At 35.1% G+C, this 24945-nt stretch carries 24 protein-coding genes; 9 read left to right on the plus strand and 15 right to left on the minus strand.

The features are described from left to right. Positions 1-148: 148 nt before the first annotated feature. From hemF to hemA, 8 genes are all read right to left on the minus strand, one after another. A complete protein-coding gene (gene hemF, locus WFZ86_RS07365; protein ID WP_342691340.1) occupies positions 149-1051 on the minus strand; it encodes an oxygen-dependent coproporphyrinogen oxidase in 903 nt (300 codons plus the stop codon). Continuing rightward, complete coding sequence (locus WFZ86_RS07370) at positions 1041-1583, minus strand: GNAT family N-acetyltransferase (protein ID WP_342691341.1); 543 nt, start codon at positions 1581-1583, stop codon at positions 1041-1043. Before WFZ86_RS07370 ends, hemF begins: the two co-directional genes overlap by 11 nt. Further along, the gene (locus WFZ86_RS07375; RefSeq protein WP_342691342.1) at positions 1580-1963 is read right to left on the minus strand and encodes a hypothetical protein; all 384 of its coding nucleotides are present in this window, start codon (positions 1961-1963) and stop codon (positions 1580-1582) included. The genes WFZ86_RS07370 and WFZ86_RS07375 overlap by 4 nt, the downstream gene beginning before the upstream one ends. A gap of 124 nt (positions 1964-2087) precedes the next feature. Continuing rightward, the gene (hemE, locus tag WFZ86_RS07380; protein WP_159689228.1) at positions 2088-3116 is read right to left on the minus strand and encodes a uroporphyrinogen decarboxylase; all 1029 of its coding nucleotides are present in this window, start codon (positions 3114-3116) and stop codon (positions 2088-2090) included. 82 nt (positions 3117-3198) lie between these two features. Then, positions 3199-3870: a uroporphyrinogen-III synthase gene (locus tag WFZ86_RS07385; RefSeq protein WP_342691343.1), complete on the minus strand. Its 672-nt coding sequence runs from the start codon at positions 3868-3870 to the stop codon at positions 3199-3201. 1 nt (position 3871) lies between these two features. Further along, positions 3872-5026 carry a PDDEXK nuclease domain-containing protein gene (locus tag WFZ86_RS07390; protein WP_342691344.1) on the minus strand — a complete coding sequence of 385 codons (1155 nt, stop codon included), beginning with the start codon at positions 5024-5026 and terminating at the stop codon, positions 3872-3874. A gap of 149 nt (positions 5027-5175) precedes the next feature. Then, on the minus strand, positions 5176-6144 hold the full coding sequence (gene hemC / locus WFZ86_RS07395; protein ID WP_342691345.1) for a hydroxymethylbilane synthase: 969 nt from the start codon (positions 6142-6144) through the stop codon (positions 5176-5178). A gap of 47 nt (positions 6145-6191) precedes the next feature. Continuing rightward, positions 6192-7445, minus strand: coding sequence for a glutamyl-tRNA reductase (hemA, locus tag WFZ86_RS07400; protein WP_342691346.1), 1254 nt, complete (start codon positions 7443-7445; stop codon positions 6192-6194). A 228-nt stretch (positions 7446-7673) separates the two neighbouring features. Here hemA and WFZ86_RS07405 point away from each other — a divergent pair, with 228 nt between their 5' ends. The 7 genes from WFZ86_RS07405 (at position 7674) to WFZ86_RS07435 (ending at position 14820) form a co-directional block, all read left to right on the plus strand. Next, a complete protein-coding gene (locus WFZ86_RS07405) occupies positions 7674-8549 on the plus strand; it encodes a helix-turn-helix domain-containing protein (protein WP_342691347.1) in 876 nt (291 codons plus the stop codon). A 130-nt stretch (positions 8550-8679) separates the two neighbouring features. Next, on the plus strand, positions 8680-9696 hold the full coding sequence (gene hemH, locus WFZ86_RS07410) for a ferrochelatase (protein ID WP_342691348.1): 1017 nt from the start codon (positions 8680-8682) through the stop codon (positions 9694-9696). Positions 9697-9757: 61 nt separating this feature from the next. Next, positions 9758-10306: a CopD family protein gene (locus tag WFZ86_RS07415; RefSeq protein ID WP_342691349.1), complete on the plus strand. Its 549-nt coding sequence runs from the start codon at positions 9758-9760 to the stop codon at positions 10304-10306. A gap of 63 nt (positions 10307-10369) precedes the next feature. Beyond that, the gene (locus tag WFZ86_RS07420) at positions 10370-11842 is read left to right on the plus strand and encodes a sensor histidine kinase (RefSeq protein WP_342691350.1); all 1473 of its coding nucleotides are present in this window, start codon (positions 10370-10372) and stop codon (positions 11840-11842) included. An 11-nt stretch (positions 11843-11853) separates the two neighbouring features. Then, positions 11854-12636: an enoyl-CoA hydratase/isomerase family protein gene (locus tag WFZ86_RS07425; protein ID WP_342691351.1), complete on the plus strand. Its 783-nt coding sequence runs from the start codon at positions 11854-11856 to the stop codon at positions 12634-12636. A 16-nt stretch (positions 12637-12652) separates the two neighbouring features. Continuing rightward, positions 12653-14323 carry a hypothetical protein gene (locus WFZ86_RS07430; RefSeq protein WP_342691352.1) on the plus strand — a complete coding sequence of 557 codons (1671 nt, stop codon included), beginning with the start codon at positions 12653-12655 and terminating at the stop codon, positions 14321-14323. Between the two features lie 95 nt (positions 14324-14418). Then, the gene (locus WFZ86_RS07435) at positions 14419-14820 is read left to right on the plus strand and encodes a hypothetical protein (protein WP_342691353.1); all 402 of its coding nucleotides are present in this window, start codon (positions 14419-14421) and stop codon (positions 14818-14820) included. A 51-nt stretch (positions 14821-14871) separates the two neighbouring features. Here the strand turns inward: WFZ86_RS07435 and WFZ86_RS07440 are convergent, their stop codons facing one another. The 3 genes from WFZ86_RS07440 to WFZ86_RS07450 all read right to left on the minus strand — a co-directional run bounded on the left by WFZ86_RS07440 (position 14872) and on the right by WFZ86_RS07450 (position 17365). Next, positions 14872-15525 carry an HD domain-containing protein gene (locus WFZ86_RS07440; RefSeq protein ID WP_342691354.1) on the minus strand — a complete coding sequence of 218 codons (654 nt, stop codon included), beginning with the start codon at positions 15523-15525 and terminating at the stop codon, positions 14872-14874. A 106-nt stretch (positions 15526-15631) separates the two neighbouring features. Beyond that, complete coding sequence (locus WFZ86_RS07445) at positions 15632-16618, minus strand: acyl-ACP desaturase (protein ID WP_342691355.1); 987 nt, start codon at positions 16616-16618, stop codon at positions 15632-15634. 12 nt (positions 16619-16630) lie between these two features. Then, on the minus strand, positions 16631-17365 hold the full coding sequence (locus WFZ86_RS07450; RefSeq protein ID WP_342691356.1) for a lysophospholipid acyltransferase family protein: 735 nt from the start codon (positions 17363-17365) through the stop codon (positions 16631-16633). Between the two features lie 127 nt (positions 17366-17492). On the opposite strand from WFZ86_RS07450, the gene rnpA reads away from it, so the two are divergent. Continuing rightward, positions 17493-17918: a ribonuclease P protein component gene (gene rnpA, locus WFZ86_RS07455; protein WP_342691357.1), complete on the plus strand. Its 426-nt coding sequence runs from the start codon at positions 17493-17495 to the stop codon at positions 17916-17918. A gap of 73 nt (positions 17919-17991) precedes the next feature. Continuing rightward, positions 17992-19629, plus strand: coding sequence for a S41 family peptidase (locus tag WFZ86_RS07460; protein ID WP_342691358.1), 1638 nt, complete (start codon positions 17992-17994; stop codon positions 19627-19629). A gap of 283 nt (positions 19630-19912) precedes the next feature. Here WFZ86_RS07460 and WFZ86_RS07465 read toward each other — a convergent pair whose 3' ends face one another. The 4 genes from WFZ86_RS07465 to WFZ86_RS07480 form a co-directional block, all read right to left on the minus strand. Next, complete coding sequence (locus WFZ86_RS07465) at positions 19913-20359, minus strand: GNAT family N-acetyltransferase (protein ID WP_342691359.1); 447 nt, start codon at positions 20357-20359, stop codon at positions 19913-19915. Between the two features lie 8 nt (positions 20360-20367). Further along, complete coding sequence (locus tag WFZ86_RS07470) at positions 20368-21348, minus strand: DUF4837 family protein (protein ID WP_342691360.1); 981 nt, start codon at positions 21346-21348, stop codon at positions 20368-20370. A 48-nt stretch (positions 21349-21396) separates the two neighbouring features. Continuing rightward, entirely contained in the window at positions 21397-23412 is a 2016-nt protein-coding gene (locus WFZ86_RS07475) for a LysM peptidoglycan-binding domain-containing protein (protein WP_342691361.1), read from the minus strand. 200 nt (positions 23413-23612) lie between these two features. Continuing rightward, a complete protein-coding gene (locus tag WFZ86_RS07480; protein ID WP_342691362.1) occupies positions 23613-24800 on the minus strand; it encodes a phosphoglycerate kinase in 1188 nt (395 codons plus the stop codon). Positions 24801-24945: the final 145 nt, after the last annotated feature.

Consider the following 24945-nt stretch of genomic DNA (forward strand, 5'->3'; position numbering starts at 1 on the left):
AACAAGCAACAATCAACTCTTTTTTTAAACACATTAGTATATAAAAAAAGAAACAAGCTAAAAAAGCTTGTTTGGATAGTGTTGCTATGATTTTTTGAAAAAAAACGTTACTAAAATAAGGGTTTAATAACGTTTACTCTTCCAAAATTTAAACCCATTCTTTTGGCTGCATTAAAGTAGTAATTAATTTTTCTTCTTCGCTACCCGAGACTGGATGATGGTCGTACACCCATTGCACGTGCGGTGGCAAAGACATCAAAATACTCTCAATTCTTCCGTTGGTTTTTAAACCAAACAAAGTGCCTTTGTCGTGTACCAAATTGAATTCGACATAACGGCCTCGACGAATTTCCTGCCAAGTGCGTTGTTCTTCTTTGTAGGGCAATTTTTTTCTTCTTTCCACAATGGGAACGTAAGCTTGAAGGAAACTATTGCCTACTTCGGTTACAAAATTGTACCAATCTTCCATACTCATTGTTTCAGAAGCTTTGCAATAATCAAAGAATAAACCGCCAATTCCTCGCGCTTCGTTACGATGTGCATTCCAGAAATAGGCGTCGCATTGCTTTTTATATTTTGGATAAAACTCAGGATTGTGCTTGTCGCAAGCGGTTTTACAAGTTTGATGAAAATGAACAGCATCTTCTTCAAATAGATAATATGGCGTTAAATCCTGTCCTCCTCCAAACCATTGCTGAATTACGTTTCCGTTGTCATCATACATTTCAAAATAACGCCAATTGGCGTGTACTGTGGGAACCATTGGATTTTTGGGATGCAACACCAAACTCAATCCACAAGCAAAAAAATCGGCTTCACCAACTTTGAGTAATTGCTGCATACTGTCTGGCAATTTGCCGTGTACTGCAGAAATATTGACGCCGCCTTTTTCGAAAACAGCACCGTTCTCGATTACGCGTGTTCTTCCGCCTCCACCTTCTGGGCGATTCCAAAGGTCTTCTTTGAATTTGGCCTGACCATCAACCGCTTCTAATCCTGCTACGATTTGGTCTTGAAGGTTTTGTATGTAAGTGTAAAATTTATTTTTCATTTTTTAATTCAAATAATTCCATATCTAAAGGAAGTCCGTTAGTAGGTGTAAACTCTGCAATCAAAGTTCTTTGCCAAATAAAACCATTATTTTTGGCCACTTTAATGCTTCCTAAATTTGTTTTGTGCGCGATAATTTGAAGCGTTTTCAATTCTAAAACATCGTTAGCAAATTTTAATACTGCTTTTACTGCTTTAGAAACCAAGCCTTTTCCTTCAAAGGTGTTTCCGATACAATAGGCGAATTCACCTATTTTATTAGTCCAATCAATTTTTTTAATGATAATTAATCCGATGATTTTTTGAGAGTCAATTTCTCTAATTGCAAAAGTAAAATTGACTTTCTGTTGTATCTCTTTCTCTTTATTTTTGATATATTCTATGGATTTATCAAGTGTTTCATTACTGGAAAGCGTAACGGGAAAAAACTTTTTCAATCGTTCGGTATTCTCAATCATAAAGCGATGTAATTGTTCTGCATCAATCTGTTTTAATTTATCGATACTAATGTTTTTAGTAATTAGTATCTTCATAATAAGTTTCCTTTTAAAACGGTTACTTTATTAGCTATCCCAAACGAAAACACTTTACTTTCTTTTTGGATAAAACGATAAACAGCAAGTGCTTTTTCTGAAAAATAAAAGGGACTTGCTGGAGAAAAAGCCATTAAAAAATCGGCAAAGGATTCCATTTGGTTCCAATCGAAATGAAGGCGTTGCAAATGAAGCAGCAAATCCTCTGGAGTAAAATCGTTCAGACTTTCCAAATCCATTGCAAAGTCTTTTAACTCCACTTCGAGTGCCTCTTTTCGGTCTAGATTCCAGTTCAAAGGCGGCAATACTAGAGAATGTAACTGCTTTAGACAATTGTCTATTCGGGTACTTTCTTTATCTCGCAATCCTTTGCTTAGCATTTTAATTATTTTGTGTTATCCTGCAAGGTCTAGAAAAAGACCTTGCAGGTATTCCTTTTTTAGCTGGACTTTCAAACATAACTACAAGGTTAAAAAAAACCTTGCAGGAGAAGATATGAGCTAACTATTTCTTTCTATATTCCTTTACCGCATCGACAAACGCCTTGGCGTGGTCTACAGGGATGTTTGGTAAAATTCCGTGTCCTAAATTGGCGATGTATTTGTCGGTTCCAAATTCGTCAATCATTTCGTGTACCATTTTTTTGATGGTTGGAATAGGTGACAATAATCTTGAAGGGTCGAAATTTCCTTGCAAAGTAATGTTTCCACCAGATAAATAACGAGCATTTCGTGGCGTGCACGTCCAATCTACTCCAAGAGCAGAAGCTTTGCTTTTTCCCATTTCGTTTAAAGCAAACCAGCATCCTTTTCCAAACACGATTACTGGTGTTACCTCAGCCAATGCTTCAACGATTTGGTTGATGTATTTCCAAGAGAATTCTTGATAATCTACTGGTGATAGCATTCCACCCCAAGAATCAAAAATTTGAACGGCATTTACTCCCGCTTTTACTTTTTCTTTCAAGTATAAAATAGTGGTGTCGGTGATTTTTTGCAATAAGGTATGCGCCGCAACTGGGTTAGAAAAACAAAAACCTTTGGCTGTATCAAAACTTTTGGAACCTTTTCCTTCTACTGCATAGCAGAAAATTGTCCAAGGTGAACCTGCAAAACCAATTAAAGGCACCTCATCATTTAGCATTTCTTTGGTCAATTTCACCGCATCCATTACGTAACCTAAGGTTTCTTCGATATTTGGAACAATCACTTGATTGACTTGCTCCATAGTACGAATTGGATTTGGAATAATCGGCCCTAAATTGTCTTTCAATTCAACGTGAATTCCCATAGCACGAGGCACTACCAAAATATCCGAAAACAAAATCGCTGCATCTGGTCCTACGATACGAATAGGTTGTACAGTAATTTCAGCAGCTAATTCTGGCGTTTCGCAACGGGTGAAGAAATCGTATTTGTCACGCAAAGCACGAAATTCTGGTAAATATCTTCCCGCTTGACGCATCATCCAAACTGGTGGACGTTCTACTGTTTCTCCTCGTAATGCTTTTAAAAATAGGTCGTTCTTTAACATAGTAATCAGTATTCAGTATTTTAGTGTTCAGTCTGAACACCTTAAATTAAATTGTTTTAGTTCTCTTTTTAAGTTTACCTCCTTAGGGATGGTATTCCTGAATCACATCATCTATCACGTCCTCTATAGACGGTTGATGGGCCACAATGATGTTCTTGATTTTATTTTTTTCTAAAGCCTCGGCGGTGGTTTCGCCTATGCAAAAGCAAATTTCGTTTTTTATTTTGTTTGCTGCTAAATAACTTTCGACCGCAGATGGACTAAAAAATAAAATGCCATCTACTTTTTCCTGAATCGTTTGGGGAGATAAAGTGGTCGTGTAAACTTGAATTTCGTTGAAAACAATACCCGCACTTTGTAAAGCCTCAGGCAAAGTATTTCTGCGAAGGTTTCCGCTAAAAAAAGTGTAGCTCGCCTTACCATAAATTAACGCAATAATCTCAGCCAAATCCTCGGCATAACCAGTGTAGGCAACTACTTCATAGCCTGCTTCACTAAGCATTATTTTCGTTTTTAAACCGACGCAAAAGACTTTTTTATGCTTAAATTCAGTTGCTTTGGGATGTTTCAAGAAATTTTTCACGGCATTTTGACTGGTGAAAATCAAATGCTCGTTTACCGAATCTAAAGAAAAATCCGTGGCAGTGGTTTGAATAAAATTGGTTTCGATTACTTCAAAATGAGCGTCCAGCAAAGCTTGCTTTTGATTGGGCAAAAGTGTTTTGGTAGATAATACTCGGATGGATTGACTCATTTTAGTGTTGTTTTTTGGCTGTAATAATAATCCTTTGAAATTCTTCTGCGGTTGGTAGTTTTCCAATCCACTCTTGTGGGAGTTGCTTACTCAAAATGTATTCAGAAACGCCTATTGGTTTATTTGCGTTCCGTAAAGTATATTCTACTTCTAAATGGTCTTTGTTAGGAACTAACAAAATGCCAATACTTGGTTTGTCGTCCTCTTGTTTTAATTGTTCGTCTAATAATTGTAAATAGAAATCAAGTTTGCCAACAAATTCGGGTTCAAATTCGACTACTTTCAATTCTACTGCCACCAGACATTTGATAATTCTATGATAAAAAAGCAAATCGATATAATACTCTTTTTCGCCCAACGAAAGTCGGTATTGGTTGCCAATAAAACAAAAGCCATAACCCAATTCTAGCATTAAACGTTTGATGTTTTCGATCATTGTTTTTTCTAATGCTTTCTCTTTGATCGGCTTATTGATGTCAAGAAAATCAAGACTATATACGCTTTTTATGCTTTCCCGTGCCTGTTCCTGAAAATGTTCTGGTAAGGTTTTGACAAAATTATGCTGTGTTGGTTTTGAGATAAAATACTCATAAGCACCCGCCTTTATTTGGTGCAACAAAACCGCTCTACTGTATCTGTTTTTGATGGTTTGCTCTAAATAAAATATGCGTGCTTTAGGGTCTTTAACTTTTTGAATAATTAAAATATTGTGTTTCCAAGGCACTGAAAACAAAAGCTTTTTTACATATTTTAAATGTGAACCAGCTTGGTTCACATTTGCTTTTTCTAAATGTGAATCAGGCTGATTCACATTTGGATTTTCTAAATTGAAGTTTTCAAAATGTGAAACCGGTGGTTTCACATTTGAATATTCGGCTACCAATTGCTTCATAAACTGAAGATTTCGGGGAGACCAACTCACACCTTCTCCAATTAATTGTGGTAAATCTTGACTCAACAATAAAATTACAGATTTACCCCACCCAAATTCTTCTTGCTTTTTAATAATGAGTTCACCAATTGTCCAATAAAGTTGATTCGAGATTGTTTGTACGGATTGGATGGCTTGCACTCTATGTTCTTGTACAGCAGTAGCTACATCCGAAAGAAATTCGTTGTAAGCATCTGAAGAAATGTTGTGGTGCAATTGACTCATTTTTATGTTTGTTTTCTGAAAAAGCCTTTTGTTATTCTCTAGCCCCGATGGGAGGGAATATCCTTTTTTGTTCCGATTTTTTTCGGGACAAAAAAGATAGGAAGGACAGCGGGAACCCATATTGGCAAAAAAGCCCTGTGTTTCGCTCCTTACTTTTTCAAGGTTTCTTTTATCGTTTTCATCAACTCGGTACCGCCATTGTTGAGGATTTCTTCGGCTGAATGGTAGCCTAGATTTTTCCACTCCTCGATGGGTACGACTTTGTTGATGGCTATTTTTTGTTGTCCGTCGATAGAAAAAAGGACGCCTTCGAAATGAATGGTGTCTTCGTCTTCGTTATATGTTGCCAAGGCTCCGATGGGTGCGGTACAACCTCCTTCGAGACGGCGTAAAAATTGACGCTCGATGTGGGTGCACACCTCGGTTTCGATATCGTTCAATTCGGATACGGCTTCACGACAAAACTCGTCCTCGGCCATGGCAACCACTACCATTGCTCCTTGCGCTGGTGCGGGAATCATCCAATCCAAATTGATAAAATCCGTTGGTTTTAAATTAATGCGTTCTAATCCTGCTGCGGCAAAAACGGCTCCATTCCAGTCACTGTCTTGCAATTTTTGCATACGGGTATTAACATTGCCTCGCAAATCGACCACTTGATGATTGGGATATTTGTTCAGCCATTGCGCTTGACGACGCAAACTTCCGGTGGCGATGGTGCCGCTACCTTCTAGAAAATCTAGATTGCCTTTGTGTACCAGAATATCTAGCGTGTTCGCACGCTCTAAAACAGCAGCTTGCACAATGCCTTGTGGCAATGCGGTAGGCACGTCTTTCATAGAATGTACCGCAATATCGACTTGACCGCTAATCATAGCGACATCAAGAGTTTTGGTGAAAATTCCGGTGATTCCTAATTCGTATAGTGGTTTGTCCAAAATGATATCGCCTTCTGATTTCACAGCGATAATATCTGTTTTGTAACCTAAGTCGTTTAGTTTTTTCTCGACCGTGTGGGCTTGCCAAAGCGCGAGTTCGCTATCGCGGGTTCCAATACGAATAGCCCCCCTAGCCCCCGAAGGGGGAGCTATTGGAGCGGAATTTGATTTCTTATTCATTAATTTATACTGTTATTCGACAACGTTTGTTGTTCCCCCTTTGGGGGCTAGGGGGCTGGATTTATTTGAAATACTTTTTCGATCCATTCAATGCTTTCATCTACCAAGGTGTCTTCATCTTTCAGGTGATTGGCAAAATGGGTAGTGATTTTTTGAATGATGCGGTTGCTGATAATTTCGGCTTGTTCTTCGTTGAAATCGGCTAATTTTTTACTTTGAAAATTTAACTCAGCTTCTTTGATGGCATTGAGCTTTTCTTTCAAAGCATGAATAGTGGGTGCAAATTTTCTGGACTTGGTCCACACCATGAATTCATTTTTAATGACTTCTATAATAGCTTCGGCAGCTGGAATGTGTAATTTTCTGTTTTCTAAAGTTTCATCGGTCATTTGAGATAGGTGATCCAAATGAATCAAAGTCACTCCTTCTATTTCGGTTACATTTTCATTTACATTTTTAGGAATGGATAAATCTAGAATCAGCATGGGTTTTTTCAGATTCAAAATCGCTTTGTCCACCGTTGGATTTTGAGCTCCTGTAGCTACCACAACTACATCGGCTTTTTGTAATTCGAGGTGGAGTTCGGAATGATCTTTTACAATCAAATTTAGTTTTCCAGCTAATTTTTCTGCTTTATCTTTGGTTCTATTAATAAGAGTAATGTGCTCGTTTTTGGTATGTTTTACCAAATTCTCGCACGTATTTCGACCGATTTTTCCTGTACCAAAAAGCAAAATATTCTTGTTCCCGATATCTGGAACGTTTTTCATAATGTATTGTACTGAAGCAAAAGAAACAGATGTGGCTCCAGAACTGATCTCGGTTTCTGTTTTAATTTTTTTGCTAGCTTGAATCACAGAGTTAATCAATCGCTCCATAAAAGCATTGGTTAATTCCATAGCTTTAGACTCGATAAAGCCATTTTTAAGCTGGCTGATGATTTCAAAATCACCTAAAATTTGGCTATCTAATCCTGTTCCTACTCTAAAAATATGATTAATGGCGTCTTGGTTTTTGAAAACGTATGCTACTTTTTGAAATTCTTCAACGGTTCCTTGACTATTTTCACACAACAATTTGATGAGTTGAAATGGGTGTTCTGCGTACCCATAAATTTCGGTACGGTTACACGTAGAAGTAACGATCAGAGCTGGAATTCCCTCGTTTTTTGCTTGTTGAAGCAAATTGGTTTTAGCTAATGCATCTAAACTAAATTTACCCCTAATAGCAGCATCGGCTTTTTTATAGCTTAATCCAACCGAGTAAAAATAGTGGTGCTTAGCGCCTTGATTTTTTTCCATAAATACAGTTCCTGTAAAAGTGGAACAAAGCTAGAACTATAGCTTGTATAAAAACAACGCTAAAAGTTCTTTTTGTGTCGCTCAATGCTTTTTTGGATTTATTTCGTTATTTACAAGCAAAAACGTTTATTTTTGTAGCAAATATAAGGCTTAATGAGTGATTTATTTAGAGTGATTCTAAATAAATAGGATTCGTGAAAAACTTTTTTTTAATAAAAAAATGTCGCTATGAGTTCACAAGAAATTATAAAAATAGAAGAAGATTTCACCTTATTGCGTTTTCAAAATGATGGGACAACTCCTTTTCAAACGCATCATGAGGTAAGCAATGGTTTGATTCAATTTCATTTTGGATTGAAAGGCAAAGCAAAATTTTTATTCAATCAAGGCAGTTATGCTTTAGAAATGAATGAAGAAAAATCGTATTTGTTCTACAATCCTCAAAAAGAATTACCACTCAATCTAGAATTAGCGCCCAACACTTGGGTGATTACTATTTTGATTTCGATCCAAAAATTTCATGGCCTATTTTCTACCGAAGCTAGTCACATTCCTTTTTTGAGCGACGAAAACAAGGATAAAAAATATTATAAAGAAGGAGACATTAGTCCTTCAATGGCTATTGTATTAACCCAGTTGTTTCATTACAATTTGAATCCTTCAATTAAAAACTTGTACTACAAAGGCAAAGGCTATGAATTATTGAGCTTGTATTTCAACCGTTCCGAGGATCCAAATGCTGAGCAATGTCCTTTTTTGATTGATGAAGACAATGTGATGAAAATCAAAAAAGCGAAAGAAATTATCATTGCCAATATGGCTGAACCTCCTGGTTTACAAGAACTAGCCGATACCATTGGATTAAATTTAAAAAAACTAAAAATGGGCTTCAAACAAATTTACGGCGATACCGTTTACGGATTTTTGTTTGATTACAAAATGGATTATGCCCGTCAATTATTAGATAGTGGTTCCTATAATGTAAACGAAGTAGGTTTAAAAATTGGTTATAGTACCGGAAGTCATTTCATTGCTGCTTTCAAGAAGAAATTTGGTACGACACCAAAGAAATATTTAATGTCAATTAACTCGTCCATACTATAAACCATTAGTTTTAACTATCACATAGACACAAAAAAGAATAAGTCCCATAACCGATAAAAACAGTGTTTATCTATTTTTGAAACCAAAATCAATAAACTCTAGTTTTCATTCCAAAAATAAAATAAAAAACATGAAAGGTGTATTATTAGTAAACTTAGGTTCTCCAGAAAGTCCAACTGCAAAGGATGTTAAACCATATCTAGATGAATTTTTAATGGATAAATATGTGATAGATGTTCCTTATCTTTTACGTGCATTATTAGTTCGTGGTATAATATTACAAACCCGACCAAAAAAATCAGCAGAAGCGTATAGTCGAATTTGGACTAGCGAAGGCTCTCCTTTAATTGTAATTTCGAAAAAAATGCATCAAAAAGTGAAACAATTGGTAGACATTCCAGTTTCTTTAGCGATGCGTTATGGAACAATTACTATTCAAAAAGGCTTACAAGAATTGAAAGATCAAGGTGTAACCGAAGTAATGCTTTTGCCTTTGTATCCGCAACACGCTATGGCTTCAACAACTACTATTGTTGTTTTGGCTGAAGAATTGCGTCAAAAGTATTTTCCAGAAATGAAATTTACTAATGTTCCTGCTTTCTACAACAAACCTGATTACATTCAAGCATTGTCTAATTCTATCAAAAAACATTTAGAAGGATTTGAATATGATCATTTGTTATTCTCTTATCATGGTATTCCAAAACGTCACATTCGCAAAACCGATGTAACGAATTCGCATTGTAAAATTGATGGCTCTTGCTGTAACACGCCTTCGCCCGCACATGAGTTTTGCTACCGTCATCAATGTTACGAAACTACCAAACAAGTAGTGAAACTATTAGGAATTCCAGAAGGCAAATACAGCCAAACCTTCCAATCGCGATTGGCCGGAGACAAATGGCTTACTCCTTATACCGATGTAGAAATCAATAAAATGCCAGAGCAAGGGATTAAAAAATTAGCAGTTGTAACTCCAGCATTTGTCGCCGACTGTTTAGAAACACTAGAAGAAATTGCCATGGAAGCCAATGAACAGTTCCTACATCATGGTGGGGAGGAATTTATGGCCGTTCCTTGTATGAATGATGAAGACGAATGGTGTGGTGTGGTAGCGAATTGGATTAATGAATTCAAGAAAGTTTAAATTTGTTTAAGGTTTGAAGTTGCTATAGTAATTTCAAACCTTGAACTTGAAATCAAAATAAATGGAACTCTACAACTACCTCAAATCCTTACACATTATTTTTGTAGTCACTTGGTTTGCAGGACTTTTTTATATTGTACGCTTGTTTGTGTACCAAATAGAAGCCGCCGATAAACCTTCTCCCGAGAAAGAGATTTTGCAAAAACAATACAACCTTATGGCCTATCGTTTGTGGTATATCATCACTTGGCCCTCGGCTGTCATTACTTTTTTTGTCGCCTTTGGGTTATTACTTTTTACCGATTTAGGCAAAAGTTGGTTGCAAATGCCCTGGATGCATGTCAAACTCTGTTTTGTGTTTTTATTGTATTTGTATCATTTTAGATGTCATCAAATTTTTAAACAATTACAACACAATGAAGTAAAATACACCACCAATTATATGCGTATTTGGAATGAAGGTGCAACACTTATTTTATTTGCAGTGGTGTTTTTGGTAGTGCTCAAAAATGCGTTTAACTGGGTGTATGGTGTGATTGGTATTTTTTTATTTTCAATCATTATAATGTTAGGCTTTCGTTTTTACAAGAGAATAAGAGAGAGAAAATAGTGACTAGTATTTAGTGATTAGTCATTAGCTAATCACTAAATACTAGTCACTCATCACTAAACTATGATAAACAACTTCAAAATGTCGATGCTTTCCTTGCGCACTAGGATTTTCCTATCGATGATTGTTGTTATTGTAGTTTCAAGTGTTTTGCTCGCCTCTATTTCAATTTTACAATTCAAGAGTGAAGCGCGAGATTATCATCAAGAACGATTAGAGCGAAAAGAAACTGCCATAAAAGAGCATATCAATTATGTCTTGTCCACCACCACCTATCCATTGACACCGAAAAATTTAGATTTAATTTTTAAAGATAAAATTCACGAATTATCCCAAATTCACAACATCGAAATCAATGTTTATAGCCTAGACGGTCATCTTTTAAAATCATCAAAAGAGTCATTTTCTATCGATAAAATGGCTCCGCCTATTCCAAAATACATTCTGAAACTGGTTCGTTCCTCGATTGATAAACGTTTTGTAGACATCAAAACTGTCGACGGCGTCAAAAATCGTTCGTCGTACAGCCAAATCAAAGACGATAAATTCAAACCCCTTGGCGTATTGAATTTACCTTATGTAGAAGATGATAGTTTTTATGAAAAAGAGCTTCACAGTTTCCTCATACGATTAGGTCAAGTCTATTCTTTTATGCTCATTGTAGCATTTGCTTTAGCTTATTTCTTGGCTACCTATATCACCAAATCGTTAAAAACAATCGCCGACAAAATGAGCGAGACCAACATTGAGCAGAAAAACGAAAAAATTGTTTTGGATGCCAATAGTCGAGAAATTAATTTATTGATTCGTTCTTACAACGAAATGGTCGATAAATTGGAAAAAAGTGCCCTAAAACTGGCCCAAAGTGAAAGAGAAGAAGCTTGGCGCGAAATGGCCAAACAAGTCGCGCATGAAATCAAAAATCCGTTAACACCCATGCGATTAACGGTACAAAGTTTCCAAAGAAAATTTGACCCTACTGCCCCAGATGTCAAACAAAAACTCAATGAATATTCTGAAACCTTAATTCAGCAAATTGACATCATGAGTGCTGTGGCTTCGGCATTTTCGAACTTTGCCTCTATGCCTGCACAACAAAACGAAACGCTGAATGTGGTGGAAGTAGTCGAGCTGGCTTTGGATATTTTCAATGAAGATTATATTGTTTTTGAGAGTCAGTATCCTTCCATTATTTCAAGTATGGACCGCTCGCAACTCATTCGTGTGATTACCAATTTGGTCAAAAATGCCATACAAGCCATTCCAGAAAACAAGGAAGAAAAAGCTATCAAAGTGGTCGTAAAAAGAGAACACAACCAAGTCATCATTTTGGTTCAAGACAACGGAGTAGGAATTGCAGAGCAAACTGTCCCCAAAATATTCGAACCCAAATTTACTACCAAAACAAGCGGTATGGGGCTCGGCCTAGGAATTATCAAAAACATCATAGAAAATTACAACGGAACAATTACCTTTGATACACAATTAGCAAAAGGCACAACTTTTAAAGTGACTTTGCCTATTATTCAATCCTAAAAAATAGCGTTATGAACTACGAAAATATTTTAATCGAACTAGAAAACAATATTGCAATCCTTACCATTAATAGACCTTCAAAGCTAAATGCTTTGAATATTGACACCATAAATGACCTGCACAAAGCCATAAAAACACTGGGGAAAAACAAAGAAATTCAAGTGATTTTAATCACAGGAAGTGGTGAAAAAGCTTTTGTAGCTGGCGCCGATATTTCTGAATTTGCACATTTTACCATTGAAGAAGGCGCTCAACTGGCCAGCGAAGGACAAGAAAAATTATTCGATTTAATCGAAAACTCAAAAACACCAGTGATTGCTGCTATCAATGGTTTTGCCTTGGGTGGTGGGTTAGAATTGGCTATGTCTTGCCACTTCAGAGTTGCCTCAGACAATGCCAAAATGGGCCTTCCAGAAGTTTCCTTAGGAGTAATTCCAGGATATGGAGGAACACAACGTTTACCACAACTCATTGGGAAAGGTCGTGCTATGGAATTGATTATGACTGCCAGCATGATTGACGCAGAGACAGCCAAAAACTATGGTTTAGTAAATCATGTAGTACCTCAAGCAAAATTATTGAATTTTACCAAAGGAATCGCTCAAAAAATCATGAAAAACTCTCCTTTTGCCATTGGTCGAGCTATAAAAGCCATCAACGCTAATTATAAAGACGGCAAAAATGGTTTCGAAACCGAAATCAAAAACTTTGGAAAATGCTTTGGAACAACTGATTTTAAAGAAGGAACTACTGCTTTCTTAGAAAAAAGAAAAGCTAATTTTACAGGGAAGTAAATCTTTTAAACTGTTTATGAAAAAATCATTATTTTCGATTTTACTTATTGCTCTTTTTCTAAATCAGGGTAAAGCCCAAAACATACCTTTTAAGATTCAGAAAAGTGAAATTTTCAAAGATGAATTCAAAGATTCCTACATTGTTTTATCTGAAGAAAATGAAAACGGAAGCGTTTTGATTGTCCGTTCTTATAAAGGAGGTAAAATAAGTCCTAGTCCAGGTTTTTATTTTGAAAATTATGACACCAACCTCAAACTAATAAATGAATACGATTTTCAATTAAAGCATCCTATTTCTCATAAAACTCCTATTGTATTAGGTGTTTTTAAATTAGAAAAAAACATTAAAATCATTGAAATGTATTATGACATTAATGAAAAATCATATCTCTGTGTTGCAAATTCTATTAATATAAATGATTTTAGTACCGAGAAGAAAGAGCTATTTCGTTTCGGGCGTGATGAAGTTAAAGAACTAGGAGGACTTTCTTTAAAAAGCAGCTATTACGAAAATGCAAATATGAAATCATTAGTAAATGGTTCTTTCGACTCTTCAAATGAAGCAGATTTGTTTTCTTTTAGTTTTTCATTTAATGAATCAGAAAAAAAAGGTTCAGCAGAAGGAAATTCTAAAATGGCTTTGGTCTTGAATAAAGAAAAAAACACCTTTTCAATTGTAATCAACTTCGACAAAAAAGGCAATTCTGATGCGTTAAAAATTTTTTTGTTTGACGATCACTTAAATAAGATTATTGATCGTAATTACGAAAAAAACACAAAAGATCGAAAACACTTTTTACAAAATATTGAATTATCAAAAGATGGAAACTCCATATATCTCTTAAGTAAATCTTATCCAACGGAATTAAAAGAAAAAGAAATCAAATACGAATTTGAAGTGATAAAATTCACTAAGGACAACGTTTATTCTCACAGTTTTGACACCCAAGAACATTTTATTGGCTCTTTAAAGAGCATCGTTAAAGACGACAAACTTTTCTATATTGGATTTTATTCTGACATGTACGATAAAAGATATAAAGGTGTAAGTTATTTTGAATTAAACCCAATCGATCTTACCGTAACGAAATCAAAATTTAATGCTTTTTCAGAGCAATTTATTCTTGATAAATATGGTAAACTAAAAAATAAGGAATTGAAATTTCTCAATTTTAAAAATATACTAATTACAGATAAAAACGAATTAATTTTTAATGCCGAGGAATCCTATATCACTCAAACGTCAGGCAGCTATAATCAATATGCGGGATATTCCAGTCGACAAATCAGTCATTATGATGATGTGGTAAGTGTCAAAATTGACAAAGATGGTAATATGCTTTGGTCAAGAAACATCAATAAACGACAAACGGGTGATAACGTAGATTTTTTTACTTCTTACACCTCAACATTAGTTAATGACAATGTCTATTTCTTCATCAATGCTAGTGATAAAATCAAAAATTTAGATGATAATCGTATCGAATTTAGAGATACTAGAAAAAACAAATACAACCTAAATCTTATCAAGATTAATCAAAACGGCGTTTTCGAATATCAACAAATACTAGATAATGAAGAAAACGAAGTTCCTTTTATGGTCGCAAACGGTATTAAATCAGGAAATAGTATGTTCTTTTTAGGGAGGAAGGGAGAAAAAAAACAGCTTTTAAAAATTAGTTTGTAAATTGACAAATGTCATATTATTATATTTTTTTGATATTCAAATGTCATATTATTATGTTTTGTAAATTAAAATAGAATAACCCTAAACCCATTGTTATGTCCTTCCAACCTATATTTTCTGAATTTTGGCAAAAAGTAATTGCAAGTATCGAAGATCGTACTTTTTCTAAATTGACTTTGGCCAAAACCATTGGAGATACCGAGTTAAAAAATATTTATGCTCGTCCCATTATAACAGCCCAAAACACCTTAGAGTTTTCGATAATTGCGCGCTATAAAACCGAAGAAATAGAAAGTTTCCATTCGTTAGAAGAAGCGTTTTTCGTGTTGAGTCCGTATATGAATAATCCTTTTTTGACCGCCTTACTTTTTACTTCAGAAATGGATTTGACATTCAAATTGAACAAAAAAAGAGCAGGAAGTTTGACAGAAAGCGAGCCTACTTTTAAAAATGCATCAGATGTTATGCTAGAATTAAAAGCCAGCGAGAATAAGTAATTTTTAGTATTCTTTGGTTTTACCTTATTGCTGTACTTTAGCCACTGAACACTAGACTTCCCCTTCCCACTCGGCATAAAACTGAGACAAGAAGTTTTCCATATAACGATGTCTTTTTATGGCAATTGCTGCGCCAGTTTTCGTATTCATTTTATCAGCGAGCAACAATAATTTCTCGTAAAAATGATTGATAGTTGGTGCTTGACTTGACTTATATTCTTCCTTCGTCATATGCAAATTGGGAGCAATCTCAGGATTGTACAATGCTCTGTTTTTGAATCCTCCATAATTAAACGCTCTGGCAATTCCAATAGCACCGATAGCATCCAAACGATCGGCATCTTGTACAATATCCAATTCAATAGAAGAAAAACTGCGCTTGGTTTTACCTCCTTTAAAAGAAATATTCGCAATAATTTGAACTACATGCGAAATAGTTTCTTCTGAAACTTGGTGTTCTTCCAAAAACTTTCGAGCCGTTTTTGGTCCAATCGTTTCATCGCCATTATGAAATTTACTATCCGCAATATCATGTAATAAAGCGCCCAACTGAACAACAAGTGTATCACAAGACTCAGATGAAGCAATGAGCAAAGCGTTTTTATATACCCTTTCTATATGAAACCAATCATGTCCTCCCTCTGCATCGGCAAGTGTTTGTTTTACAAAAAGAATCGTATCGTGAATTAGTTTAGCGGTATTCATTTGGGGTATTTTTTTTATAAAAAAACTGATTTTTAAAGGTCGTATCCTCAAAAATCAGTTCTCTTTATGATCTTACTTTCAATCTAAAATAGTTCAAAATTAAGGATTACAATCTTGCAGGTTCAACCCATTTAAAAATGTAAGACTCAGCTGGGATTACCAAACGTTCTGAAATTTTAGCCATTCTTGACGGTAATTTCATCAAATAATCTCTTGCTTTTTCAGCTTCGTCTGTCAACCCACCTATTTTATCGATTTCCCATTTATCGATTAATTTCTGCATAATCTCAACATAATCGGTGGCAGTATACACCCCTATACGTTGTGCTGAATCTGAAAATTGTTCAAAAGCAGAGCTGATTTTTTGACCAGATTCTCTTAAAAAATGAGCAGGCATCACGATTTTTTGTTTCATCATGTATTGAAAAGCCAACATCATCTCGCTAGGGTCTACTTTAAAAATTTGATTTACAAATTCGCTATAGGCATGGTGATGACGCATTTCATCTCCAGCAATCATTTTGCACATTTTGGATAATTTTTTATCTCCAAAATTCTTAGCCAATTGCGAGACACGATTATGCGAAACATAAGTGGCTAATTCTTGAAAACTAGTGTATACAAAGTTTTTATAAGGATCAGTTCCTGTTCCTATATCAAATCCGTCGTTGATTAAATGTTGTGTAGTAACCTCAACTTCTCGCATATTCACACGACCTGACAAATACAAATATTTGTTGAGCAAATCGCCATGACGGTTCTCTTCACCAGTCCATTGACGAATCCATTTGGACCAGCCATTGCGCTCTTGATTGTCTATTCCTTCGACTTCCATCAACCAAGATTCGTAGGTTGGCAATGCCTCTTCAGTGATAGTATCACCTACTAAAGCTACCCAAAAATCATAAGGTAAATCTTTGGCAATTTCTCTTAATTCTTTTACTTCATCTAAGAAAGAATCACTCTCAGAATTTGGCAAAAAATCAGAAGGTTGCCATATTTTTTCTACCGGAATTAGAAATTGATCTACAAAACTGTCGACGTTTTTTTCTAAAAACTGCATCACTTCTAATCGGATGTTTTTTATTGACATGGTATTTATTTATTAAAATTGAATTTTACTTACTACTGCGGCTTCTGTTTTCTGAATCAACTCCTCAAAAGCATAATCTTTAACCGCCATAGGCTCATGAATGCTAAACGTTAATTTGTTTCCCAATCCCATTGGGAAAGCACCAAATCTCACCATCTTCCAAGAATTATTTATGGATATTGGCACCACATAAGCAGAAGGCGCATACTTGCATAATATTTTTAATCCGCTTTGTGCAAACTCTTTTGGTTTTCCAGTTTTACTTCGTGTTCCTTCAGGGAAAATAACGGCTGAACGGGTATTTTTTTCTATATATTCTGACAAGCCCTTGATCGTTGGAATGGCTTGTTTCGGATCCTTTCTATCAATCAATACTGAACCCCCGTGTCGTAAATTATAAGACACACTAGGAATTCCGCTTCCTAACTCTTTTTTACTAACAAACTTGCAATGATAACGACGCATATACCATATAATTGCTATGATATCATACATACTTTGATGATTGGCTACTACAATTAGAGGAACGTTTTTGGGTACACTTCCCAAATTCTCAAATCGGTACCTAGTGCCCAAAATATTAGTGCATTTTACCAAAAAAAAATTCAAATAATCGACACTTTTCTTATGGGCTTGATAACCAAAAACATTAAAACAAATCCATTGAATAGGATGAAAAATTACCAAACAAAGCCCAAAACACAAATAGTAAATTACGGATATGGGGTACGAAATTATTTTTTGCATGCTATTGAAATAAAGGGTCAAAAGTACGAATTAAATTTTTTAATGCGATTTAAATCCTAAACAATAATCCATTTGGGGTTTAATTGTACCTTTGTTCGCTAGGATTATCCCACTTTTTTCGAATGCAATGAATTTCAATTACCCAAAAGAAGAAAAGCTAAAAAGCAAAATTACCATCGGATTATTATTCACCGAAGGAAAATCGGTATCGAAATATCCTTTGCGATTGGTCTATTGCCAAGAGAAAAAAGAAACCACACAGAAAATAAAAATGGGTGTTTCGGTTTCTAAAAAATACTTCAAGAAAGCGGTAGATCGCAATTACTTCAAACGCGTACTGAGAGAAACTTATCGACTAAACAAGCATTTGCTGATTCCACATTTGGATGAACCCTATGGTTTTATGTTTTTTTACCAAACCAAAGAACGTCTGTCTTTCGATGAAATCAATACTAAAACGATTCAATTGTTTGAAAAATTTGTGTCACAGTTAGCTCAAAAGAAAGAAGCTCAAGCTAAAGGTACCGATTCGTCCAGCACCGAATTGTCCTAAAAAAACGAATTCCCTTAATTATTCCTGTTTTATTATTAATTTAGAGGTCTATTTATAAACCAACACTTCCCTTATGAAAGCATTTTTTCAAAAAAAATACATCATTCCTGTTTTGGCTTCAGCCTTTTTGTTTGTTGGGGTAAGTTTCAAAAATGATTTTTTTGAAATTGCCAAGCAAATAGAAATTTTTACCACGCTTTTTAAAGAAGTCAACTCTAATTATGTAGATGAAACCAATCCTGGCGATTTGATGGATAAAGCCATAAAAGGGATGCTAGCGAGTTTGGATCCTTACACGAACTACTTTAATGAAGGAGATGTAGTAAAATTCAAAATCAACAATACCGGTGAATATACTGGAATTGGTGCATTAATCAGTCGTAAGGAAGACCAATTGATTATCAAAGAACCCTATAAAAATTTCCCTGCCGACAAAGCGGGTCTCAAAGCAGGAGATGCTATTATCCAAATTGGAGATGTAGTTTTGAAAGACTTCAAAGACGATGCGTCACAATTGCTCAAAGGGTCCAAAAACACTAAGATTGACATTAAATATATCCGTCAAGGAAAAACACTAAGCACCCAATTGGTTTTGGATGAAGTTGAAATCAAATCGGTACCTTTCTTCGGGAAAATTGATGCAAAAACGGGTTATATTGTATTGACTCATTTCACCAAAAAAGCCTCCTCAGAAGTAAAAGATGCTTTGGAACAACTCAAAAAAGAAGGCGCCGAACGCATCGTGCTAGACTTAAGAGACAATCCTGGTGGACTGTTGAATGAAGCGGTGAATATTTGCAATTTGTTTGTGCCCAAAAACGAAACCATAGTAACTACCAAATCGAAAGTAGAAAAATACAACAACACCTATAAAACGACTCGCGAACCAGTAGATCTGAGGATTCCGTTAGTCATCATCGTCAACGGAAAAAGTGCTTCAGCTTCTGAAATTGTAGCAGGTGCTTTGCAAGATTTGGATCGTGCGGTGGTTTTAGGCAGTCGAAGTTTTGGAAAAGGATTGGTTCAGCGTCCTATCGATATGTCTTTTGGAACACAAGTAAAAGTAACTATTTCTCGTTACTACACGCCTTCTGGTCGTTGCATCCAAGCTTTAGATTATACCCGAAAAGATAAAAATGGAGTAGCTACACGTACGGAAGAAAAAAATTATAATGCCTTTAAAACTAGAAAAGGAAGAACCGTTTACGATGGAGGAGGTATTCAACCTGACATTGAATTGTCAGAAACACAAGTAAGTGCCGTGGCCAATGCAGTAGTAAGAAACGAGGCTATCTTTGATTATGCCACTACGTATTATTACAAAAATCCAAATTTAGGCAACACTATCCCTACCATCACAGATGCTGATTACAATGATTTCAAACAATTTTTGAAAAATAAAAAATTCAATTTGGATACTGAAACCGAGTTGAATTTGAAAAAGACTTTGGCTGCTGCCATAAAAGAAAAAATAGACGAAAGCATTACGGCAGAATACCAACAATTACTGAATGCTATTCAAAAAAGTGAATGGAACGCTTTGGATAAAAATCAAAAAGAAATTAAAAATTTATTACTAGACGAGATTATCAAACGCTACCAATACCAAGAAGGATTGTACCAATACTACATCAAAAGCAATCCTGAGATTAAAAAGGCGGTAAGCGTGTTGACTACTTCGGCGGAGTACAATAGTATTTTGAAGTTGTAAAAGAACGCAGTAAAAATTAGCATCAATTCTTAAACATATTAGACATATAAGTATTCCAGTCAATGTCTAATTTTTACCATATAAGAAATTTAAGGCCATATAAGTTAGTTTTAATGTCCTTTAAATTCTTCTCCTAATGTTTTAGAATAAAAAAATCTAGTTTAAAACAACTCTAATGTCAGTTCGAGCGCAGTCGAGAACCATTACTGCATCTCGACTGCGCTCGATGTGACAAAAAACAGCAATCGTGTAAATGGAAATCTAAGAATCATAATTTATTTGATTATCCCCTTTTCATCTCTATATGCGGAATATCATCTTCTAAATACATCTCGCTAATGGCCACAAAACCATGACTCTCGTAGAATTTTTTCAGATACAATTGAGCGCCAATCGTGATGACTGATTCCTTAAAATGAGTCGCAATTCCAGCAATAGCGTTTTGCATGAGTTCATGACCCCACTTTTTGTCTCGATAAGTAGCATCAACTACTACTCGACCTATTGAGGCTTCGAGAAAGCTAATACCTGGAGGTAATAATCGAGCATGGGCTACAACTTTATCTTCATAAATTCCAAAAAGGTGTAGCGCTTTTTTATCTTTTCCGTCCAAATCTAAATAGACGCAATTTTGCTCTACTACAAAAATTTCGCTTCTCAATCTTAAAATATCATACAGCTCATGAACAGTCAACGCCTCGAAGGATTTAATTTCCCATTGTAAACTCATAACAACTTTTATTTTTTTCTTTTAATTATTTGAACCGATTTAATAATCGATTCTAACTCAAACATAACATCTCTTTTTTCGTCAGCGGGTGAGTAACAAAAACCTTCTAACACCAAAATTCGGTTATATTCTTTGTCAAAAATCACATAATTGATGAAAGGTCCAGACATAAAATCATTTTTTAATTCCCAAGTCCCTTTAGTTTCAAAAGTAGGACAATTATCTAATTTTATTTTAAACCAGTACGGTGCATAACCTTCGCCTGTTATCATAGGTGTTTGTGCTTCGCGCCCTTTGATGTATAACTTCCCGATAGAATCACGCATTCGGATGATTGAAGCAATAGGGTTCTTGGCTCTGATGGTATTCAGAGGAACTTGATACAACAACAGACTCATACTACCGCTCACAATTTCTTTTTTTAACCAAATAAATCGAGGTTTTTGAACGGCATATTCAAAATCTGAAGGAACATCCAGACGAATATGAAATTTGTTCTCTATAATTTTTGGATTGAATAATGACTCCCTATTAATTTTTTGATTGGCTTGAATTTCACCTTCTTTAATCATCTGAATTATTTCGGGACTGTGCTTTTCTAATAAATACAAGAGTGTATCATTCGTAGTACCGGTAAGATGAAAAACGGTTTGCGGTGTAGCATATTGGTTTTTCTTGATTTCAAAACCTGTAGTTGCTCCTTTTTTAACCACCACAATAGTTCGGCTATCCGTGATGAAACCTTCTACTAATTTATCAGGATATTGATTGATCGTAAACAAAGGTTCCTCCTGAGGTAAGCCAAAAACTGGAGCTGCTAATTTATTTCTCAGTGAATCACCCACTTCCCCATTCCATAAAGCATCATTCATAATTACGGCAATCGTATTGATTTTACCAACCGATTCACGTAATAATGGCTCTTGTTTTTTCCCGCAAGAAAACAAGAATAACGAAACTAAAAGGTATAAAAAATGGGAATTATTCATAATTTTTATCTTATAAAATAAAACCCAAATGTAGCCCAATTTATTGTATTATCCGTTTATTTTCAACTTCATTCCGGGTTTTAAATCTTGACTGGTAATGCCATTCCATTTCTCTAAATCAGAAATAGTAACTCCAGGATATTTTTTGGAAATGCTAAAAAGAGAATCTCCTTTTTTCACATAATAATCATTCGTTGTCTTTTTGGCTTTTGCTGTTGGAAACAATTCCTTCTTCTTAAATGAATCAGCTGTAGCGTTATTAGTAATGATGGCAATCTCATTTTTAGCCACAATCAACGCCGTTCCAATTGGTAGTTTTTGTTTTGAAATAGCATTCCAAGCTATTAGATTAGCCGATGTTGTTCCGAATTTTTTGGCAATAGTTCCTAAATTATCCCCTTCCTGAACGGTATAGGTAATGTCTTTTACCTCTGGTTTTAGCACTTCTTGAATGGTAACAGCCTCGCTAGCTGCGACCTGAAAACTCATTCCTGGTTTCAAATTGTTCGCTGTCGTAGGATTCCAAGTACGTAAGTCCTCTACTGAAACATTGTATTTACGAGCGATTATATTCAAATTATCACCTTTTTGCAAGACATATTGAGTTGCATTTGGTGAAACCAACAGCGAATCTAACTTAGTTTCCTTAGCTTTGTCTACAGATTTAACTCCAGCAACGGAAGTACTAGCAATAGCTATTGAATTGCTTTCTAAACCATGACGAGACGTTTTAATTTTTAATATTTTACCAAAGGGAACACTATTACCTTTGATTCCGTTCCAACGTTTAAGGTCAGCAACGGCAACTTTAAAATCGGCAGCCACTGTATTTAAATTATCCCCTTTTTTGATTTTATACCATTCATTGATAGTAGCCAAATCCGAAGAATCTGCTGCTTTCCCTCTAGACGCCAAAGCCGATTTTGACCATTGCAAAGGTTGTTTTCGTTGGTTATTGTCATAAGCGACATAAGCATATATTTTGGCTTCGTTGGAAGTAAAAGTGGCAATTTTGTTTTGTGGCAATCGCAAATAATTGGGTTGATCGCCGTAAACAGGAATAACATTCATTTTATACGAAGGATTCAACAATTGCAATTCGACTACAGGGATGTCGATTAAATCCGCAATTTGTTTAAAGGAGATCTCTTTTTGAATACGAATCGTATCCATTTCGAAGTGTTTGAAAGTCGCACGTTCAGGTTTTATACCATGCTCTTTATGGTATTCATACAAGTACATCGTTGCTAAAAAAGCAGGGACATAACCTTGAGTTTCTTTTGGCAAATGCTTTTTTATGTCCCAAAACGTTTGTTGTCCGCCCGATCGCCTTATCGCCTTAGTAACATTTCCGGGACCTGAATTATACGATGCCAATACCAAATCCCAATCATTAAATAAAGGATACATATTGGCCATATATTGTGCTGCAGCTTCAGAGGATTTCAACGGATCCGATCGCTCATCAACATACGAATCGATTCGCAAATTATATTGTTTTCCAGTATGATACATAAACTGCCAAAGTCCTGTTGCACCAACTCTAGAAACCGCCTTTGGATTCAAAGCAGATTCTACTATAGCTAAATATTTTATTTCTAAAGGAATGTTCTTTTTCGCCAAAGCCTCTTCAAAAATAGGAAAGTAATATTCAGAAGTAGCCATTAATCTCGCGAAAGCTTTTTTCCTGTTTTTCAAAAAGGATTTGATTAAATTTTCCAATCCTTGATTGTATTCAATGTGAAAAGGAGACTTAGCATCCATAGCTGCTAATCGTTGTTTTAATAGATCAGTGGGTAATTCGAAATCAATATTTTGATCTGTATTGATGGTTTGAATATCCTTAGTTAAATCGTCATAAATATTTAGATTTGTTAGCTCTTTCATCCATAAACTATCGACTTGTTCTGTCGTTGTATGGCGTACAAAAGTTTGTTTGATAGAATCTAAATAGGAAAGAGGTATTGGGGAAGCTTGAATCGATTTAACTTCAGCGACTTGCTGCGAAAAAGCGGCAAACGAGATAAGAAAAAATAAGCTTAGTGTGGTATTTTTAAGACTCATATAGTTTGAATTGAATGTGCTTTATTTCAGCATGTTAACCAATTTAGGTCGTAAAAATACTTGGTTAAAACTAAAAAAAACCATAAATATTGTTAAATATACAATATTTATGGTTTTTAAGCCTATTTTCATTTAAAAAAATATGTTAAAGTAGGATTATTCGAATAGTAATGCAATTTTTAAAATTACAAAATTTATGATTATTCTAAAATCGCTGCAATTCCTGGCAAGGTTCTTCCTTCTAACATTTCTAGCATTGCACCTCCTCCTGTAGATACGTAGCTCACTTTATTTTCAAAACCAAACTGTTTTACAGCAGCCACAGAATCACCTCCACCAACTAATGAAAAAGCACCATTAGCAGTAGCCTCTGCAATATAATCACCTAAAGCAATGGTCCCTTTGGCAAATGTTGGCATTTCAAAAACTCCTAATGGTCCATTCCAAAGAATAGTTTTAGAAGCTAAAATTACTTCTTTAAAGTTAGCTAATGATTTTGGTCCTGCATCTAAACCTTGCCATCCTTCTGGAATGTGCTTAACATCTACTACTTGTGTATTGGCAGTATTAGAAAAATCATCAGCAGCCACTACATCTACAGGAATATGAATTTGCACCCCTTTTTCTTTAGCTAAACGCAAAATTTCAAGAGCCAAATCTTGTTTGTCATCTTCACAAATTGAGTCACCAACAGACCCTCCTAAGGCTTTCACAAAAGTAAAGGTCATACCACCACCGATAATCATATGGTCAACTTTATCTAAAATATTTTCGATAACAGTAATTTTAGAAGATACTTTAGATCCTCCTAAAACGGCAGTTACTGGTTTCTGACTATTCTTTAATACTTTATTCAAACTTTCAATTTCTTTAGCTAACAAAGTTCCAAAACATTTACTCGTTGGAAAGAATTGAGCAATAATAGTAGTAGAAGCATGAGCACGATGTGCTGTTCCAAAGGCATCATTTACATAGATATCTCCAAGATCTGCTAATTTTTTAGCGAAATCAACATCACCAGCTTCTTCTTCTTTATAAAAACGTAAATTTTCTAACAACAACACTTGACCAGGTTGTAAAGCCACCGTAGCAGTAGTAGCAGGTTCTCCAATGCAATCTGTAGCAAATTGTACAGGAATACCCAAAACTTCAGAAGTTTTAGCTACGATATGACGTAATGAATATTTGTCTTCTACCCCTTTTGGTCTTCCTAAGTGTGACATTAAAATAACGCTTCCACCATCAGCTAAAATTTTATCAATAGTAGGCTTTGCAGCTTCAATTCTATTGGCATCCGTTACATTAAAATTTTCATCTAAAGGCACATTAAAATCAACACGGATAATTGCTTTTTTATCTTTGAAATTGAAATCGTTTAAAGTTTTCATTATATATATGTATTTAATTTAAAAATGTATATCGCCTTACAAAGATACACTATTTTGCGATTTTGATTTGTAGTGCCACCTATTAAAAAATAGCTAATTAATAACGAAATCGATGTAAATTTACAAATAACACAACTAAACGGTT

This window comes from Flavobacterium polysaccharolyticum, assembly GCF_038739875.1.
Taxonomy (GTDB): domain Bacteria; phylum Bacteroidota; class Bacteroidia; order Flavobacteriales; family Flavobacteriaceae; genus Flavobacterium; species Flavobacterium polysaccharolyticum.